The sequence below is a fragment of the Streptomyces sp. NPDC037401 genome, assembly GCF_055602345.1.
The window spans coordinates 124,622-140,992 of record NZ_JBVJWO010000007.1; the positions used below are offsets into that span (position 1 = coordinate 124,622).

15 protein-coding genes are annotated in these 16,371 nt (G+C 72.3%); 4 read left to right on the plus strand and 11 right to left on the minus strand.

The window, feature by feature from the left end; genetic code table 11:
• Nucleotides 1–148: 148 nt before the first annotated feature.
• Nucleotides 149–1,918: a 2-isopropylmalate synthase gene (leuA, locus tag ACZ7H1_RS08905; protein WP_470784946.1), complete on the minus strand. Its 1,770-nt coding sequence runs from the start codon at nucleotides 1,916–1,918 to the stop codon at nucleotides 149–151.
• Nucleotides 1,919–2,281: 363 nt separating this feature from the next.
• On the opposite strand from leuA, the gene ACZ7H1_RS08910 reads away from it, so the two are divergent.
• The 3 genes from ACZ7H1_RS08910 (at nucleotide 2,282) to ACZ7H1_RS08920 (ending at nucleotide 4,570) form a co-directional block, all read left to right on the plus strand.
• Nucleotides 2,282–3,355: a M4 family metallopeptidase gene (locus ACZ7H1_RS08910; protein ID WP_470784948.1), complete on the plus strand. Its 1,074-nt coding sequence runs from the start codon at nucleotides 2,282–2,284 to the stop codon at nucleotides 3,353–3,355.
• Between the two features lie 96 nt (nucleotides 3,356–3,451).
• Entirely contained in the window at nucleotides 3,452–3,727 is a 276-nt protein-coding gene (locus ACZ7H1_RS08915) for a protealysin inhibitor emfourin (protein WP_470784950.1), read from the plus strand.
• A 27-nt stretch (nucleotides 3,728–3,754) separates the two neighbouring features.
• A complete protein-coding gene (locus ACZ7H1_RS08920) occupies nucleotides 3,755–4,570 on the plus strand; it encodes a GNAT family N-acetyltransferase (protein WP_470784952.1) in 816 nt (271 codons plus the stop codon).
• A gap of 84 nt (nucleotides 4,571–4,654) precedes the next feature.
• Here the strand turns inward: ACZ7H1_RS08920 and era are convergent, their stop codons facing one another.
• From era to ACZ7H1_RS08935, 3 genes are all read right to left on the minus strand, one after another.
• Nucleotides 4,655–5,605 (minus strand): GTPase Era, encoded by a 951-nt coding sequence (era, locus tag ACZ7H1_RS08925; RefSeq protein WP_470785160.1) that lies wholly within the window; start codon nucleotides 5,603–5,605, stop codon nucleotides 4,655–4,657.
• A 956-nt stretch (nucleotides 5,606–6,561) separates the two neighbouring features.
• Complete coding sequence (locus tag ACZ7H1_RS08930; RefSeq protein WP_470784953.1) at nucleotides 6,562–7,950, minus strand: WxL domain-containing protein; 1,389 nt, start codon at nucleotides 7,948–7,950, stop codon at nucleotides 6,562–6,564.
• A gap of 96 nt (nucleotides 7,951–8,046) precedes the next feature.
• A complete protein-coding gene (locus ACZ7H1_RS08935; protein WP_470784954.1) occupies nucleotides 8,047–9,072 on the minus strand; it encodes a GlxA family transcriptional regulator in 1,026 nt (341 codons plus the stop codon).
• Between the two features lie 93 nt (nucleotides 9,073–9,165).
• On the opposite strand from ACZ7H1_RS08935, the gene ACZ7H1_RS08940 reads away from it, so the two are divergent.
• Nucleotides 9,166–10,452, plus strand: coding sequence for an MFS transporter (locus ACZ7H1_RS08940; protein ID WP_470784955.1), 1,287 nt, complete (start codon nucleotides 9,166–9,168; stop codon nucleotides 10,450–10,452).
• A 30-nt stretch (nucleotides 10,453–10,482) separates the two neighbouring features.
• Here ACZ7H1_RS08940 and ACZ7H1_RS08945 read toward each other — a convergent pair whose 3' ends face one another.
• The 7 genes from ACZ7H1_RS08945 to ACZ7H1_RS08975 all read right to left on the minus strand — a co-directional run bounded on the left by ACZ7H1_RS08945 (nucleotide 10,483) and on the right by ACZ7H1_RS08975 (nucleotide 16,213).
• The gene (locus tag ACZ7H1_RS08945; protein ID WP_470784956.1) at nucleotides 10,483–10,836 is read right to left on the minus strand and encodes a cytidine deaminase; all 354 of its coding nucleotides are present in this window, start codon (nucleotides 10,834–10,836) and stop codon (nucleotides 10,483–10,485) included.
• A 101-nt stretch (nucleotides 10,837–10,937) separates the two neighbouring features.
• Nucleotides 10,938–11,660, minus strand: coding sequence for a hypothetical protein (locus ACZ7H1_RS08950; RefSeq protein WP_470784958.1), 723 nt, complete (start codon nucleotides 11,658–11,660; stop codon nucleotides 10,938–10,940).
• Between the two features lie 164 nt (nucleotides 11,661–11,824).
• A complete protein-coding gene (locus tag ACZ7H1_RS08955) occupies nucleotides 11,825–12,178 on the minus strand; it encodes an MmcQ/YjbR family DNA-binding protein (RefSeq protein WP_470784959.1) in 354 nt (117 codons plus the stop codon).
• The gene (locus tag ACZ7H1_RS08960) at nucleotides 12,175–13,476 is read right to left on the minus strand and encodes a hemolysin family protein (RefSeq protein WP_470784961.1); all 1,302 of its coding nucleotides are present in this window, start codon (nucleotides 13,474–13,476) and stop codon (nucleotides 12,175–12,177) included. Before ACZ7H1_RS08960 ends, ACZ7H1_RS08955 begins: the two co-directional genes overlap by 4 nt.
• Nucleotides 13,473–13,976, minus strand: coding sequence for an rRNA maturation RNase YbeY (ybeY, locus tag ACZ7H1_RS08965; protein ID WP_470784963.1), 504 nt, complete (start codon nucleotides 13,974–13,976; stop codon nucleotides 13,473–13,475). Before ybeY ends, ACZ7H1_RS08960 begins: the two co-directional genes overlap by 4 nt.
• Nucleotides 13,977–13,988: 12 nt before the next feature.
• Nucleotides 13,989–15,011, minus strand: coding sequence for a PhoH family protein (locus ACZ7H1_RS08970; protein ID WP_470784964.1), 1,023 nt, complete (start codon nucleotides 15,009–15,011; stop codon nucleotides 13,989–13,991).
• Between the two features lie 137 nt (nucleotides 15,012–15,148).
• Nucleotides 15,149–16,213, minus strand: a complete 1,065-nt coding sequence (locus ACZ7H1_RS08975) for a PfkB family carbohydrate kinase (protein ID WP_470785162.1) — start codon at nucleotides 16,211–16,213, stop codon at nucleotides 15,149–15,151.
• Nucleotides 16,214–16,371: the final 158 nt, after the last annotated feature.

Below are 16,371 nucleotides of genomic sequence, written 5' to 3' on the forward strand. Positions count from 1 at the left end.
GAGGGGGAGGTCTCCTTCTTGGCTGGGGAGGTGCCCTCCTTCCTCACGGGGGGGGTTCCCCCGGGCGAGGGGGGATGTGGGGAAAAAGAGCGTGGTCCCCCCCCCCTCCCGGGGGAGGTGCGGGGCCCCGTGCGGGCCTGCGGCCGGGTCAGCGGAACGCGCGGTTGACCGCGGAGACGACGGCCTTCAGCGAGGAGCGCGTGGTGTTGGCGTCGATGCCGATGCCCCACAGCACCCGGTCGTCGATCACGCACTCGATGTACGAGGCGGCCTGCGCGGAGGCGCCCTCGCTCATGGTGTGCTCCGTGTAGTCCAGCAGGCGGGCGTCGATGCCCATGACGGCCAGCGCGTCGAAGAAGGCCGAGATCGGACCGTTGCCGGTACCGGACAGCACGGTCTCGATGCCGTCCACGACCGCCTCGACGTTCAGCGTGTCCGTGCCGTCCTTGTCGGTGGTGGTCTGGCCGGAACGCAGCTGGATGCGGCCCCACTGGGCCCCGGTGTTCTCCGGGTTGGGCAGGTACTCGTCCGCGAAGACGTCCCAGATGGCCTTCGGCGTGACCTCGCCGCCCTCGGCGTCGGTCTTGGCCTGGATGATCCGGGAGAACTCGATCTGCATGCGGCGCGGCAGGTCCAGCTTGTGGTCGTTCTTCAGGACGTACGCGATGCCGCCCTTGCCGGACTGCGAGTTGACGCGGATGACGGCCTCGTACGAGCGGCCGACGTCCTTCGGGTCGATGGGCAGGTACGGGACCGCCCACTCGATCTCGTCCACGGTCTTGCCCTGGGCGGCCGCGTCGGCCTCCATGGCGTCGAAGCCCTTCTTGATGGCGTCCTGGTGGGAGCCGGAGAAGGCGGTGTAGACCAGGTCGCCCGCGTAGGGGTGGCGCGGGTGGACCTCCATCTGGTTGCAGTACTCGGACGTCCGGCGGATCTCGTCGATCTGCGAGAAGTCGATCTGCGGGTCCACGCCCTGCGAGAACAGGTTCATGCCCAGGGTGACCAGGTCGACGTTGCCGGTGCGCTCGCCCTGGCCGAACAGGCAGCCCTCGATGCGGTCCGCACCGGCCATGACGGCCAGTTCGGCGGCGGCGACGGCCGTACCGCGGTCGTTGTGCGGGTGTACGGAGATGCAGACGTGCTCGCGGCGGGTCAGGTTGCGGGCCATCCACTCGAACCGGTCGGCGTGCGTGGAGGGCGTGGAGCGCTCCACCGTCGCCGGCAGGTTCAGGATGATCTCGCGGCCCTCTTCCGGCTGCCAGACGTCGCAGACGGCCTCACAGACCTCCAGCGCGAAGTCCAGCTCGGTGTCCGTGAAGATCTCGGGGCTGTACTGGTACCCGAAGACGGTCTCGTCGCCCAGGATCTTCTCGGCGTACTCCATGACCAGGCGGGTGCCGTCGACGGCGATCTGCTTGATCTGCTCCTTGGAGCCGCGGAAGACGACCCGGCGGAAGGTCGGCGCGGTGGCGTTGTACAGGTGCACGGTGGCGCGCTTGGCGCCGCGCAGGGACTCGACGGTGCGCTCGATCAGGTCCTCGCGGGCCTGGGTCAGCACGGAGATCGTGACGTCGTCCGGGATCGCGCCCTCTTCGATGATGGAGCGCACGAACGCGAAGTCGGTCTCGCCGGAGGACGGGAACCCGACCTCGATCTCCTTGAAGCCCATGCGCACCAGCAGGTCGAACATCTCGCGCTTGCGCGCGGGGCTCATGGGGTCGATCAGCGCCTGGTTGCCGTCGCGCAGGTCGGTCGACAGCCAGCGGGGCGCCTTGGTGATCCGCTGGTCGGGCCACGTGCGGTCGGGGATGTCGACCTGCTCGTAGGCGCCGTACTTGTGGATCGGCATCCCGGAGGGCTTCTGCAGGTGGGTCGCGTTGGTGATGGGCGTGGGGCGACCGAAGGGCTGGTTCGACATTGCGTAGGGCTCCTCGCGTGTCCGCGTGTCTTTCGCTGGAACGGCCGACAGGTCGTAAATCCGCAACACCAGACTCCGCGGGGAGGGGGTCGGCCTACGACTACAGGCCCTCGCCGCGGCAGCTAAGGAGAAGCAGCCCGAAACGCATGATGGGCCGAGCCTAACCGAGCCGCGCCGTGGGCGAGTGGCTGTTCCAGTATGCGGGACCGCATTTCCGGAATGTCCGGAATGTGATGTATGCCGCTACAGCTCACCTCGAGGTCCGGCGGATCCGTCAACGAGCCGCGACCCGTTTCAGACAAGCGAATGAATCATGGTCGCAGCTAGTGACAGGGGCATTACCCGGTGCCACATTGCTGTCGCATGGATGACTTGGCCGCTGCCTTCCACCCCGCCTTCTGCACCATCGTGCCGCCGCACCTTCTCGACCGGCTGGCACAGTCCGAGAACCACCGGATCGCCGCCCCCGCACGGCGCACCCTCATCGCCGACGCCTCCCTGCGCACCACCCGACGGCTGAACACCGTCATCGGCGTCCCCTCCGTCCTCGAGCTGCCGGCCTCGGCCGGCGACCAGCCGAACCGCACCATCCACGACGCCCGCAACGGCCTCGACCTGCCCGGCGAGATCGTCCGCCGCGAGGGCTCCGAGGCCGGCGGGGACGCCACGGTCAACCGCGCCTACGCCGGGCTCGGCGCCACCTTCGACCTGTTCCTCAAGGCATTCGGGCGGAACTCGATCGACGGCGAGGGCATGCCGCTGACCGCGACCGTGCACTACGACGAGAACTACGGCAACGCCTTCTGGAACGGCGAGCAGATGGTGTTCGGCGACGGGGACGGGGAGATCTTCCTCGACTTCACGCTGCCGGTGGACGTCATCGGGCACGAGCTGGCCCACGGCGTCACGCAGTACACCGCGAACCTCACCTACTTCGGCCAGCCCGGCGCGCTGAACGAATCCATGTCGGACGTGTTCGGCTCGCTGATCAAGCAGTACACCCTGGGCCAGACGGCCTCCGAGGCGGACTGGCTGATCGGCGCCGGCCTGTTCGCGCCCGCCGTCGAGGGCACGGCCCTGCGCTCGATGAAGGCCCCGGGCACGGCGTACGACGACGACGTGCTCGGCAAGGACCCGCAGCCCGCGACGATGGACGACTACGTCAGCACCGGTCGCGACAACGGCGGCGTGCACATCAACTCCGGCATCCCCAACCACGCCTTCTACCTGGTGGCGACCGCGCTCGGCGGCAACGCCTGGGAGCGGGCCGGTCAGATCTGGTACGACACCCTGACCGGCGGCCGGCTCGGCAAGAAGTCGAACTTCGCCGAGTTCGCCCGGCTGTCCCTCGCCGCGGCCGTGGCCCGGTACGGCGAGGGCGAGGAGCAGCAGGCCCTGCTGAAGGCCTGGTCACAGGTGGGCGTGCCGACCTCCTAGCCGACCTGCCGGCCGGCCTCCCGGCCGAGCCGCCCCGGCGGGTACGGCGGCCCGGCCGCGGGTGTACCGGCGCCCGGGCCGAGGTAGACAGGTCCCATGCGGATCGAAGTACAGCGCACGGGCGGTTTCGCGGGCATCGAGCGCCGGGCCGAGGTGGACACCTCGGACCGGCCCGATGCGGAGGAGTGGCAGGCACTGGCGGAGCTGGCGCTGCGCCCAGGGCCGCCGGGCCCGGCCGGGCAGCCGCACCGGATCCGGGACGGGTTCTCGTACCGGATCACGGTCGACGGCCGGACGGTCCACTGCTCCGACCCCGACCTCACGGACGCCCAGCGCCAGCTGATCACCCGCATCCTAAAAGAGGGTGCCTGAGCTGGGCCTCTTTGTTTGGATGCCGGGGTGAACCTTCTCGAGATCGAGCAGTACTACGACACCGTCCCGCGCGTCGGCGGTGCACGGGCCGAGGACTTCGGACCGCTGACCCTCTTCGTCCAGGAGGGGCAGGGATGGCCGTACTACGCCCGCCCGGCGCTCGGCTCGAACACCCCGGTGACGGCGGCGGACGTGCTGCGCGTGCGGGAGCGGCAGCGGGAACTCCAGGTCCCGGAGGCCTTCGAGTGGGTCGCCGAGACCACCCCGGGGCTGCGGGCGGCGGCCGAGGCCGCCGGGCTGCACGTGCACGCCCACCCGCTGATGGTGCTGGACCCGGACGCCGGGTCCGGGCTGCCGCCCGCCCATCCGGCCGTACGGCTGCTGGGTCCCGACGACCCTGACCTGCACGCGGCGGTGACCGTGCCGCTGCTGGCCTTCTCGGCGCCCGGTACGGCGCCCGGCGAGGCGGGCCCGGCGGAACTGGCCGCGGCGATGGCCGGGGAGCCCGAAGGCGTCCGGAGCGCGCGGTGGGCGCACGTCGTGCAGAAGCTCACGGACGGGCGGACGGCGCTCGCCGCGGCGGTCGAGGACGGCGTCGCGCTGTGCGCGGGCCAGTACAACCCGGTGGGCGGGGTCGCCGAGGTGGTGGCCGTGGGCACGCTGCCGGCCGCCCGGCGGCGCGGGCTGGCGCTCGCGGTGACCGCGGCGCTGGTCGCGGACGCGCGGGCGAAGGGCTCGGAGCTGGTGTTCCTGTCGGCGGGCGACGACGACGTGGCCCGGATCTACGCCCGGGCGGGCTTCCGCCGGGTGGCCACCGCCCTGATCGCGGAACCGCCCGCCTGAGAGCGGTCGTGGATCTCCTGCGGCTCCGTCCCCGGCTCGTGGCGAGCCGGGGGCGGAGGCGGAGTCACAGGATGGGGCGGCGGGTCAGAAGCCCAGCTTGCGCAGCTGCTTCGGGTCCCGCTGCCAGTCCTTGGCGACCTTCACGTGCAGGTCGAGGAAGACCGGCGTGCCGAGGAGCGCCTCGATGTGCTTGCGCGACTTCATGCCGACCTCCTTCAGGCGCGAGCCCTTCGGGCCGATGATGATGCCCTTCTGGCTGGGCCGCTCGATGTAGACGTTCGCGTGGATGTCCAGCAGCGGCCGGTCGGCCGGGCGGTTCTCCCGCGGGATCATCTCCTCGACCACGACGGCGATCGAGTGCGGCAGCTCGTCGCGGACGCCTTCGAGCGCGGCCTCGCGGATCAGCTCCGCGACCATGACCATCTCGGGCTCGTCCGTGAGGTCGCCCTCCGGGTACAGCGGGGGGCTCTCCGGCAGCAGCGGGGCGATCAGGTCCGCCAGCAGCTGCACCTGGCTGTCGCCGACCGCCGAGACGGGGACGATCTCGGCCCACTCGAAGCCCAGCTCGCCGGCGAGCTGCTGGATGGCGATCAGCTGCTCCGCGAGCGCCTTCGAGTCGACCAGGTCCGTCTTGGTCACGATGGCGATCTTCGGGGTCTTCTTGATCCCCGCGAGCTCCTTGGCGATGAACTTGTCGCCGGGGCCGAGCTTCTGGTCGGCGGGCAGGCAGAAGCCGATGACGTCGACCTCGGCCCAGGTGGTGCGCACCACGTCGTTGAGCCGCTCGCCCAGCAGGGTGCGCGGCTTGTGCAGGCCGGGCGTGTCGACCAGGACCAGCTGGGCGTCCGGGCGGTGCACGATGCCGCGGACGGTGTGGCGGGTGGTCTGCGGCCGGTTGGAGGTGATCGCGACCTTCGTGCCCACGAGTGCGTTGGTCAGGGTCGACTTGCCCGCGTTGGGGCGGCCGACGAAGCAGGCGAAGCCCGCGCGGTGCGGGGTGGTGGCCGAGGGGGAACGATCGCTCATGCGGGCCATTCTCCCCGATGCGGCCGCGCGCGCCGACCAGTACCGCCTGGCAACGGCTCCGAGGGCGGCCGACAGGAGGACGGCCGCCGCGGTCCGGGCGGCGCCCCAGGGCCCGGTGGCCAGGGCCGCGGCGGCCCGGTCGCCGCTCTCGCGGGCCGTGGCCGAGACGCTGACCTCGACCCGGTCGAAGGCGGGCAGCCCGCGCCAGCGGGCGGTGAGCCGGACCTGCTGCCCGGGCAGCAGGTCGGTGGGGACCCCGGCGAGCGGACGCCTCAGCAGCTCCCGGCCGAAGAGCCCCTCGGCCCGCAGGACGGCCTCGGGGTGCAGGGTCACGTTGCCGAGGTTGTGGAGCGTGTACGACACCACGGCCGTGTCCGCGCCCGTGCGGGTCACGTCGAGCCGCTCCACGGCGAGCATCGGCGCGGTGGGCCCGGCGACGCGCAGCAGGACCCGCGCGGCGACGGCCCGCTGCACCCCGATGCCCCGGTCGGCGGCGCCCGTCCCGGCCGGCTCGACCCGGTCGGCGAGGGCGACGATCGCGCCCGGATGGTCACCGGGCTCGGCGCGGTCGGGCACGGTCAGGGTGAAGGGGACGCTGACCGCGGAGCGCGGCGGCACGGTGATCCGGTCCCGGGCGGGCCGCGCCCAGGCGCCGACGCCGCGGCGGAGCTCGTCGGGACCGCGTACGGCGAAGCCTCCGTCGCGCGGGGTGTTGTACGCGTCGGCGGCGTACAGGTGGAAGGAGAGCGGGCGCCCGGTGCGGTTGGTGACGGTGACCCGGTCGGTGACGGTCCCGCCGGCGGTGGTGGCCAGGTGGAAGTACGGGCGCTGCGCGATCCGGTTGGCGGCGGGCTGCACGGCCCACTGGCCGTTGTCGGCGGCCCGCGCGGCCCCGGCACCCGCCAGGACGGCTGCCGGTCCGAGGAGGACGGCGGCCAGGGCGGCGCCGGGGCGGCGGGCCCGGTTCACGACAGGGTCAGGGTCAGGACCGCGGTGTAGGCGCCCGGGGCGGTGTACGGCGGTACGTCGAGGGTCACCTCGGCGTCGACCGTGAACTCGCCGCCCACCAGCGCCGCGTCCGGGGTGCTCGCCAGCGTCGCGCCGTCGGCGCCGACCGGCCCGGGGGTGCCCGGCGCGCAGGTGCTCGGGCTGCCCTCGCCGGTCCGGCAGACGGGCGTCCAGCTCAGGTTGGCGCCGTTGATGCGTACGCCGCCGGGGCCGGTGAAGTCGGTGAGCTTGCCGGTGAGGGACCATCCGGCGGGGCCGCCGCGCAGGTCCTTGACCGTGACGGTCCGGATCCGGCCGGTGGAGCGGCCGCCTTCGCCGTAGGGCACGGCGGTCAGCGCGATCTCCTCGCCCGCCTGGAGCATGGACAGGGCGCCCGGGGTCACGTCGACGGTCACCTTCTGGGTGCCGGGCGGCAGCGGGGTGGCGTCGATGACGGAGTACGTCGCCGGGCCCGAGCCGCTCCCGGCCGTCCAGGCGGTGCCTTCGTAGGCCACCACGGCGGTGGTCGCGGGGTCCCGGACGGGCAGGTCGGCGGTGAAGACCCCGAGGCCGTCGGCGGTGGCGGTGATCCGGTCCGCGGTCTCGGCGGCTCCCGCCCGGCCGGTCACGGTGACCGCGGCGCCCGGGGTGAAGCCCGCGCCGGTGACGCGTACCTTCGCGCCCGGGGTCCCGGCGGCGGTGCCGAGGGCGACGGCGCGCAGGTTGGCGCCCGGTACGGCGGTGGCGGCGATCCGGCCGGAGACCGGCGGCGGGGTGGCGGGGTCCGTGGTGCAGGGGGTGTCCAGCTCCATGAGGTGGCTGGTGTGGAGGGTGTAGTCGCCGGGCGCGAGGGTGATCTCGCCGGGCTCGGTGACGGTGAAGGTGCCGGTCATGGCGAAGGCGGGAAAGGCCGCCCGGCCGGGTACCGGGTCGTTCCGCTTGGGTCCTGCGACGGTGACGACGCCGCTCTGGGCGCCGCCGAGGACGATCTTCCCGGTGGGGGTGAGGACGTCCGCGGGCAGCTCGGCCTCCAGCGGGTTGCCGGCCTCGGTCCGTACGACCTGGTAGGTGACGGTGACCGTGTCGCCGACCTGCGGCGCCGGGTTGTCCACGGTCAGGACGGCGGAGGTGGTCCCGTCCACCGGCGGCAGCCCGGCTTCCTGTGGCGGCACGCAGTGGGTGGGGAACTCCACGGCTCCCCCGGCGCCGGCGGCTCCCGCGCCCCCTGGGCCGGCGGGCGCATCGGCCGCGCCGGCCGGACTGCCGAGTCCTCCGCTTGCGACCGCGAGCACGGCCACGCCGAGGGCGGCCGCCCGGCGTCTGCCCCGTGCGGCGGCCCGGCGGGCCCCGCGCGTGCCTGCACCCATCGCATCCCCCTCGGTCGGCCGGCCGGCGCGGTCCGCCCGGTCACCGGTCGGCCCGGTCCGCGCCGGTGGCCATTCACGAGCGGACGGCGGCAGAAGTCAATGGCGTCGACCCCCATCAACTGATGACCCATCAGATATTGGCGCGGTCGCGTCCCGGAAGGTGCGGCGGTACCCGGTCGGTGTGACGCCGAGCGCCGCGTGCAGGTGCTTGCGCATCGACTGCGCCGTGCCGAAGCCGGCCTCCCGCGCCACCCGGTCCATCGGCAGGTCCGTGGTCTCCAGGAGCTGCCGGGCCCGGTCGATGCGCTGACGGGTGAGCCACTGGCCGGGGCTGAGTCCCGACTCCTCCCGGAAGCGCCGGGTGAAGGTCCGTACCGACATGGCCTCCTGGCGGGCCATCTCGCTCAGCCGCAGCGGTTCGTGGAGCCGCCCGAGGAGCCGGTCGCGGGCGGCGGCGGTGCTGGCGAGCTGCGGCTGCGGCAGCGGGCGCTCGATGAACTGCGCCTGACCGCCGTCGCGGTGCGGCGGTACGACGGTCCGCCGGGCGACGTCGTTGGCGACGGCCGCGCCGTGGTCGCTGCGGACGATGTGCAGGCACAGGTCGATGCCGGCCGCGACCCCGGCCGAGGTCAGGACGTTCCCGTCGTCCACGAACAGCACGTCGGCGTCCACCTCGACGGCCGGGAACAGCCGCTGGAAGTGCCCGGCCGAGGCCCAGTGGGTGGTGGCGCGGCGGCCGTCGAGCCACCCGGCGGCGGCGAGCACGTAGCCGCCCGTGCAGATGGCGACGAGGCGGGTGCCGGGCCGCACGCCCGCGAGGGCGGCGGCCAGTTCGGGGGTGAGCCGGCCTTCCTCGTAGACGGGCCCCAGCTCGTACGACGCGGGGACGACGACCGTGTCCGCGGTGGCCAGCAGCTCCGGGCCGTGCCCGACCTCGACGGCGAAGTCGGCGTCCGTGGGGACCGGTCCGGGGGCGAGCCCGCAGGTGAGGATCTCGTACAGGGGCCGCCCGGACGGGTCCTCGGCCCGGCCGAAGATCCGGTGCGGGATGCCCAGCTCGAAGGGGAGCAGCCCGGGCAGGGCGAGCACGACGACGCGGTGCGGAGCAGCGGTTTCGGCCATGCACGGATCCTAGTGCCCGCTCTGGCCCGATCGTAGCGAATGCTGTCCCCCGGGCCACTCGATGGCTCCGGCGGCCGCGGCGAAGCTGTCTGCGTGACGCAGACCAGCACTCCCCAGCCCCTCCGCACGGCGGGCGCCCGGCCCGGCAGGATCCACCGCGCCTGGTACGTCGCGGCCGTGACCTTCGTGACGATCATCGGCGCGGCCGCCTTCGCCTCCCTGCCCGGCCTCCTGATCGAGCCCCTGCACGAGGAGTTCGACTGGTCGCGCGGCACGATCGCCTTCGCCGTCTCCGTGAACCTCGCCCTGTACGGGCTGACGGCCCCCTTCGCCGCCGCGCTCATGGACCGCTTCGGCATCCGCAAGGTGGTCGCCACGGCGCTCGGCATCATCTCCGTGGGCTCGCTCCTGACCGTCTGGATGACGTCCGCCTGGCAGCTGGTGCTGCTCTGGGGCGTCCTGGTCGGGCTCGGCAGCGGCTCGATGGCGCTGGCCTTCGGCGCCACCGTCACCAACCGCTGGTTCAGCGCCCGCCGCGGCCTGGTGACCGGCGTGCTGACCGCCGCCGGCGCCTCCGGCCAGCTCATCTTCCTGCCGCTGCTGTCCTGGCTGGTCGAAGCGCACGGCTGGCGCCCCGCCGCAGTCACCGTGGCCCTGACCGCGCTGGCCGTGGTCCCCTTCGTGTGGTTGCTGCTGCGCGACCACCCGGCCGACGTGGGGCTCGCGCCCTACGGCTCCCCGGAGTACGTCGAGAAGCCCGCGCCCGCGCCGGGGGCCGCCCGGCGGGCCGTGACCGTGCTCTTCAAGGCCGCCCGCACCGGTCCGTTCTGGCTGTTGGCCGGGACCTTCGCCATCTGCGGCGCCTCCACGAACGGCCTGGTCAGGACACACTTCGTGCCCGCGGCCCACGACCACGGCATGCCGATCACGGCAGCCGCCGGGCTGCTCGCGGTGATCGGGGTCTTCGATGTGGTCGGCACGGTGTTCTCGGGCTGGCTCACGGACCGCTTCGACTCGCGCCGGCTGCTGGCCGTCTACTACGCCCTGCGCGGCGTCTCGCTGCTCTTCCTGCCGCTGCTGCTCGCGCCCTCGGTCCACCCGCCGATGCTGTTCTTCATCGTCTTCTACGGACTGGACTGGGTGGCGACCGTGCCGCCGACGATCGCGCTGTGCCGCGAGCAGTACGGCGAGGACAGCGCGATCGTCTTCGGCTGGGTACTGGCCTCGCACCAGGTCGGGGCGGCCGTGGTGGCCTTCCTCGGCGGCGTGGCGCGGGACGTCTTCGGCTCGTACGACGTGGTCTGGTACGCGGCCGGCGCCCTGTGCGCGGCGGCGGCGCTGATGTCCATGGTCATCCGCCGCCGCCCGGCACTGGCCTGACGGTCCGGAGGCGATCCCGGAAGGGGCGGGTCAGCCCGCCGGGGTGGTGGACTTCAGGGTGCCGTCCGGGCCCGCGAGCAGGACCGGGGTGGCGGGGCCGCCCAGGTCGCGGACGGCGGCGCGGTCGGCCTCGGCCGGTTCGTCGGCGGCGCTGACCACGGCCGCCGCCTCAAGGGACCGGGCGCCGCTAGCGACGGCCATCGCCACCGCGGTCTGGAGCGCGCTCAGCTTGAGCGAGGCGAGGTCGACGGTGCCGGCGACGTACGTGCGGCCGGTCTCGTCCCGTACCGCCGCGCCCTCGGGCACGTCGTTGCGCGCCCGCGCGCTCCGCGCCAGCGTGATGATCTTGCTGTCCTCGGGGTCGATCCCGGTGCTGTCGGTCATGTCCGAAGCATAAGGAGCCGGAAAACGGAGCGCCTCGGCGGACCCGCTCGCGCGGAGCCGCCGAGGCGCTCTCCCCTCCATCCCCCTGTCTGTGGCCGGCGTCAGCCGGTGGCCACGGCCCGGAGTCCTTCGGCGGCCTTCGTCACGGCCCGTTCGAAGGCCTTCTCGCCGCGCTCGGCGCCCTTGCTGCCGTCGCCGTAGTTGTTGAAGAGCGTGGTGATGTTCGGACCGACCCGGACGGCCGCCACGTCGTAGTCGAGCAGGTCGTCGCCGGCCGTGACGGTCAGGTGGAAGCCCACCGACTGCTCGCCGAGCGCGGGGACCTTGAAGGAACGCGCCTTCACCCGGGCGGCCTTGCCGTCGTACGTCGTGTCGAAGGAGGCGCACTCGCGGACGCCCGCGGCGATGCCGTCCAGCGCCCGGGAGGCCAGGGCCACCTGCGGGTAGCCGGACACGTCCTGGGCGATCACGCTGCCGCCGGAGGCGCTGTAGAAGACGCGCTGCATGGTGATGGAGTAGTCCGACAGCGGCCGGGCGGTGTTGAGGACGTCCGTGAAGACCTGGCAGCGCGCGGGCTTGGCCGGGCCGTACGAGTCCTGGGTGCGGTCGCCGACGTCGACGAGCACGTCCTTCTGGAGCTTCCAGCCGTCGGCCAGCACCGAGTCGGCGACGAGTACGCCCTCGGCCTCCCGCTGGGTCAGCTTCGGCGCCACGGACTCCTTCGGCGCCGGCTTCGCAGCGGCGGTCGTCCCCTGGCCGGCCTTCCCCTCGGCGGGCGTCGCGCCGCCACCGCACGCCGTGGCCGTCAGGAGCGACGACGCCATCAGCACAGCGGCAGAAAAACGGACATGACGGACACGCATCAGGGAACCCCATACAAAAGATCTTGCTTGGCAGAAGCAAACCAAGCCTAAGGTAAAGATCTCCTGCGCTTACCGGGTCCTGTCGGAATCGTGACCTTCGAACGGATCACACTCCGCGGCAGCCGCTACGGGCGGTCCAGTCGCAGGCGCTCCGCTTTCGGGAGCCCCGCGACCACGAGGTCGTACGAGTCCTCGATCAGCTCCCGGACCATCGACTCGGGCAGCCCGCCCACGGTGACGGTGTTCCAGTGCCGCTTGTTCATGTGCCAGCCCGGTACGACGGCCTCGTGCTCCGCCCGCAGCTGAACCGCGATCTCCGGGTCGCACTTGAGGTTCACCGTCAGCGGGGTGCCGTCCAGCGCCGACAGCGCGAACATCTTCCCCAGCACCTTGAAGACCGAGGTGCGGTCGTCGAAGGGGAACTCCTCCACGGCGGCGTTGAAGCCAAGGCAGAACTCCCGGAGCCCGGCAGGGGTCACGAGGCCGCCTCCCGGGTCGCGCCGTCGGATTCCGGTTCCACCAGCACGGTGACGATCTTGTTCCGGCGGCCCGCGGGCGACTCGGCGGTCAGCCGCAGCCGCCGCCCGTCCGGGAGATCGACCACGGACGTCGCACCCGCAATCGGAACCCTCCCCAGCGCCTTGGCGAGCAGACCGCCGACCGTCTCGACGTCCTCGTCGTCGAACTCGTCGAGCCCGAACAGCTCCCCCAGGTCGCCGATGTCCAGACGGGCCGTCACCCGGAAGCGCCCGCCGTCCAGTTCCTCCACCGGCGGCAGCTCGCGGTCGTACTCGTCGGTGATCTCCCCGACGATCTCCTCGAGGATGTCCTCGATGGTGACGATGCCCGCCGTGCCGCCGTACTCGTCGATGACGACGGCGACGTGGTTGCGGTCCTGCTGCATCTCCCGCAGCAGGTCACCGGCGTTCTTCGTGTCGGGCACGAACGCCGCCGGGCGCATGGCGGTCGAGACCAGGTCGGCCTCGGCGTCCCGGTTGATGTGGGTCTTGCGGACCAGGTCCTTCAGGTAGACGATCCCGACGATGTCGTCCTCGTTCTCCCCCGTGACCGGGATCCGCGAGAAGCCGGACCGCAGGGCGAGCGTGGTCGCCTGACGGATCGTCTTGTACCGCTCGATGCAGACGAGATCGGTGCGCGGGACCATGACCTCGCGCACGAGGGTGTCGCCCAGCTCGAAGACCGAGTGCACCATCCGGCGCTCGTCGTCCTCGATCAGGGACTCCTTCTCCGCGAGGTCCACCATCGCCCGCAGCTCCGCCTCGGAGGCGAACGGCCCCTTGCGGAAGCCCTTTCCGGGCGTGAGGGCATTGCCGAGGAGGATCAGCAGCTGCGGCACCGGCCCCATGATGCGGGCGAGCGGCAGCAGCACGTACGCCGAGGCCGTCGCGGTGTTCAGCGGGTGCTGGCGGCCGATGGTGCGCGGGGAGACGCCCACGGCGACGTAACTGACCAGCACCATCACCGCGATCGCGATGAGCAGCGCTTTCCAGTTGTCCCCGAACTCGTCCAGGCACACGTACGTGACGAGGACGCCCGCCGCCATCTCGCAGAAGACCCGCACCAGCAGGGCGACGTTCAGGTAGCGCGTCGGGTCGGAGGCGACCTGCCGGAGCTTGGCGCTGCCGCGCCGGCCGGACCGTACTGCCTCCTCGGCCCGGAAGACGGAGACGCGGGCGATGCCCGCCTCCGCGCAGGCCGCGAGCCAGGCCACGACGACCAGCAGGACCGCCCCGGTGATCAGCTGGGCGGCGTTCACGACACGGTGGGGGCGGGGGACGGACCGGTGATCCCGCGCTCGCCGCGCCACCCGTCCACGATCGCCGCCTGGAGGCCGAACATCTCGGCCTTCTCGTCCGGCTCCTCGTGGTCGTACCCGAGCAGGTGCAGCACCCCGTGGACGGTCAGGAGCTGGAGCTCCTCGTCCATGGAGTGCTGCGTGGGCGCGTCCTCGCCCTGCTTCTTCGCGACCTCGGGGCAGAGCACGATGTCGCCGAGGAGCCCCTGCGGGGGCTCCGCGGCGTCATCGTCCTTCGCCGGCGGCCGGAGCTCGTCCATCGGGAAGGACATGACGTCCGTCGGTCCGGGCAGGTCCATCCACTGGATGTGGAGCTGCTCCATCGCCGCCGCGTCGACCACGATCACGGACAGCTCGGACAGCGGGTGGATCCGCATGCGGGTGAGCGCGTAGCGGGCGATGTCCAGGATCGCCTGCTCGTCGACCTCGGTTCCGGACTCGTTGTTGACGTCGATCGACATGTGCTTCTCGTACTACTTCCCGTTGCGGCTGTCGTACTGCTCGTACGCGTCGACAATACGGCCGACGAGCTTGTGCCGGACGACATCCTGGGACGTGAGCCGCGAGAAGTGGACGTCCGGGACGCCCTCGAGGATCTCCTGGACCTGCTTGAGCCCGGACTTGGTCCCGCCGGGCAGGTCGATCTGGGTCACGTCACCGGTGATGACGATCTTCGAATCGAAGCCCAGCCGGGTCAGGAACATCTTCATCTGCTCGGGGTTCGTGTTCTGCGCCTCGTCCAGGATGATGAAGGCGTCATTGAGCGTTCTGCCCCTCATATAAGCCAGGGGCGCGACCTCGATCGTGCCCGCCGCCATCAGGCGCGGGATGGAGTCGGGGTCGAGCATGTCGTGGAGGGCGTCGTACAGCGGGCGCAGGTACGGGTCGATCTTCTCGTAGAGCGTGCCCGGCAGGAAGCCGAGCCGCTCCCCCGCCTCGACGGCGGGCCGGGTCAGGATGATCCGGCTGATCTGCTTGGACTGCAGGGCCTGGACCGCCTTGGCCATGGCGAGGTAGGTCTTGCCGGTACCGGCGGGACCGATGCCGAACACGATCGTGTGCTTGTCGATCGCGTCGACGTACCGCTTCTGGTTGAGGGTCTTGGGGCGGATGGTGCGGCCGCGGCTGGAGAGGATGTTCTGGGTGAGCACCTCGGCCGGGGTTTCCTGCACCGCCTCGCCGCCGTCGCTGCCATTGGCCCGGAGCATGGCGATCGAGCGTTCCACTGCGTCCTCCGTCATCGGCTGCCCGGTGCGGAGCACCAGCATCATCTCGTCGAACAAGCGCTGGATCAGTGCGACTTCCGCCGCGTCGCCGATCGCGCTGACCTGGTTGCCCCGCACGTGGATGTCGGCGGCGGGGAACGCCCTCTCGATCACGCGCAACAGGGCGTCACCCGAGCCGAGCACCATCACCATCGGGTGCTTCGCGGGAACGGTGAAGTGGGCTCGTGCCTGTCCCGGCGCGGGGATCCTGTCCGTGGGTGTCTGAGTCATGGGCCGGCTCTGTGGCCTGCACATACCTCCCGTCATGAGGTCTCGCCGTTCGACGACCTCTGTGACTTCCAAGCGTACGACGCCGCCGGACCGATCCCGAGGGGTTTTCCCGCCCCCCGGAGGGGCGGGGACCGCGGTCACGCGGAGTGGCGGAAGCCGATGGTCGGGACCGCGCGGGGGCGCGGCGAGCAGGGGCTCTCCGAGGGCAGCAGGTCCTCCAGGAAGGCGTACCGGCCGCGCAGCTCGGGCGGCACCTGCCGCCACCAGGCCGCGACCTCCTCCCAGCCGGGGGCCGACAGGGAGCCGCCGAACTCCTGGACCGACAGGGCGGCCGTCAGCCCGGCGAAGGCGAGCCGCTCGGCGAGCGGCCAGCCCGCGAGCGTGCCGGTGACGAAACCGGCCACGTAGACGTCACCGGCGCCGGTGGGGTCGAGGGCCTCGACGGTGATCCCGGGGACCTCGGCCGTCTCGCCGGTGCGCCCGTCCACGGCGTACGAGCCCTCGGCGCCCATGGTCACGACGGCGACCGGCACCCGCTCGGCCAGGGCGCGGGCGGCCGCGCGGGGGCAGTCGGTGCGGGTGTAGCGCATCGCCTCGCCGGCGTTCGGCAGGAAGGCCTCGCAGTGCTCCAGGCCGCGCAGCGCGTCGAGGTCCCAGCGCCCGCTGTCGTCCCAGCCGACGTCGGCGAAGATCCGGGCGCCCCGGCCGGCGGCGGAGGCGAGCCATTCCTCCTGGCGGCCGGGCTCGAGGGAGGCGACGGCGGCGCGGGCCCGGGGCGGGCAGTCCGGGAAGGGGCCCGGCCCGGCGGGCGGGGGTGCCTCGTGGCCGTGGGAGACCATCGTGCGCTCGCCCTCGTAGGCCATCGAGACGGTGACCGGGGAGTGCCAGCCGGGGATGGTCCGGGACATCGAGAGGTCGATGCCCTCGCCCTGCTCCAGGGCGTCCCAGCAGTACTCGCCGTAGTGGTCGTCCCCGAAGGCGGCGGCGAGTGAGGTGCGCAGGCCCAGGCGGGCCAGTGCGGTGGCCATGTTGGCGACGCCGCCGGGGCTGGAGCCCATGCCGCGGGCCCAGGACTCCGTACCGCGCACCGGGGCGGAGTCCAGGCCGGTGAAGATGATGTCCAGGAAGACCGTGCCGGTGAGGAAGACGTCGCAGCCGGGGTCCTGCGGGGCGCGCAGCCGTCTCAGCGGGTCCACGGGCACGCGGGGCGGGTGGTGCTGTCCGTTCCGACTGGTCACGTTGTGTTCCCCGTCCTGAGGGGTCGTTTCTGCAGGGCCAGAAATGCGCCAGGAAGACCGTCGGCCTTTCCCTCACAAGACCGACCCAAACACAGTGTGGCTCAGATCACTCCCGAATCTCT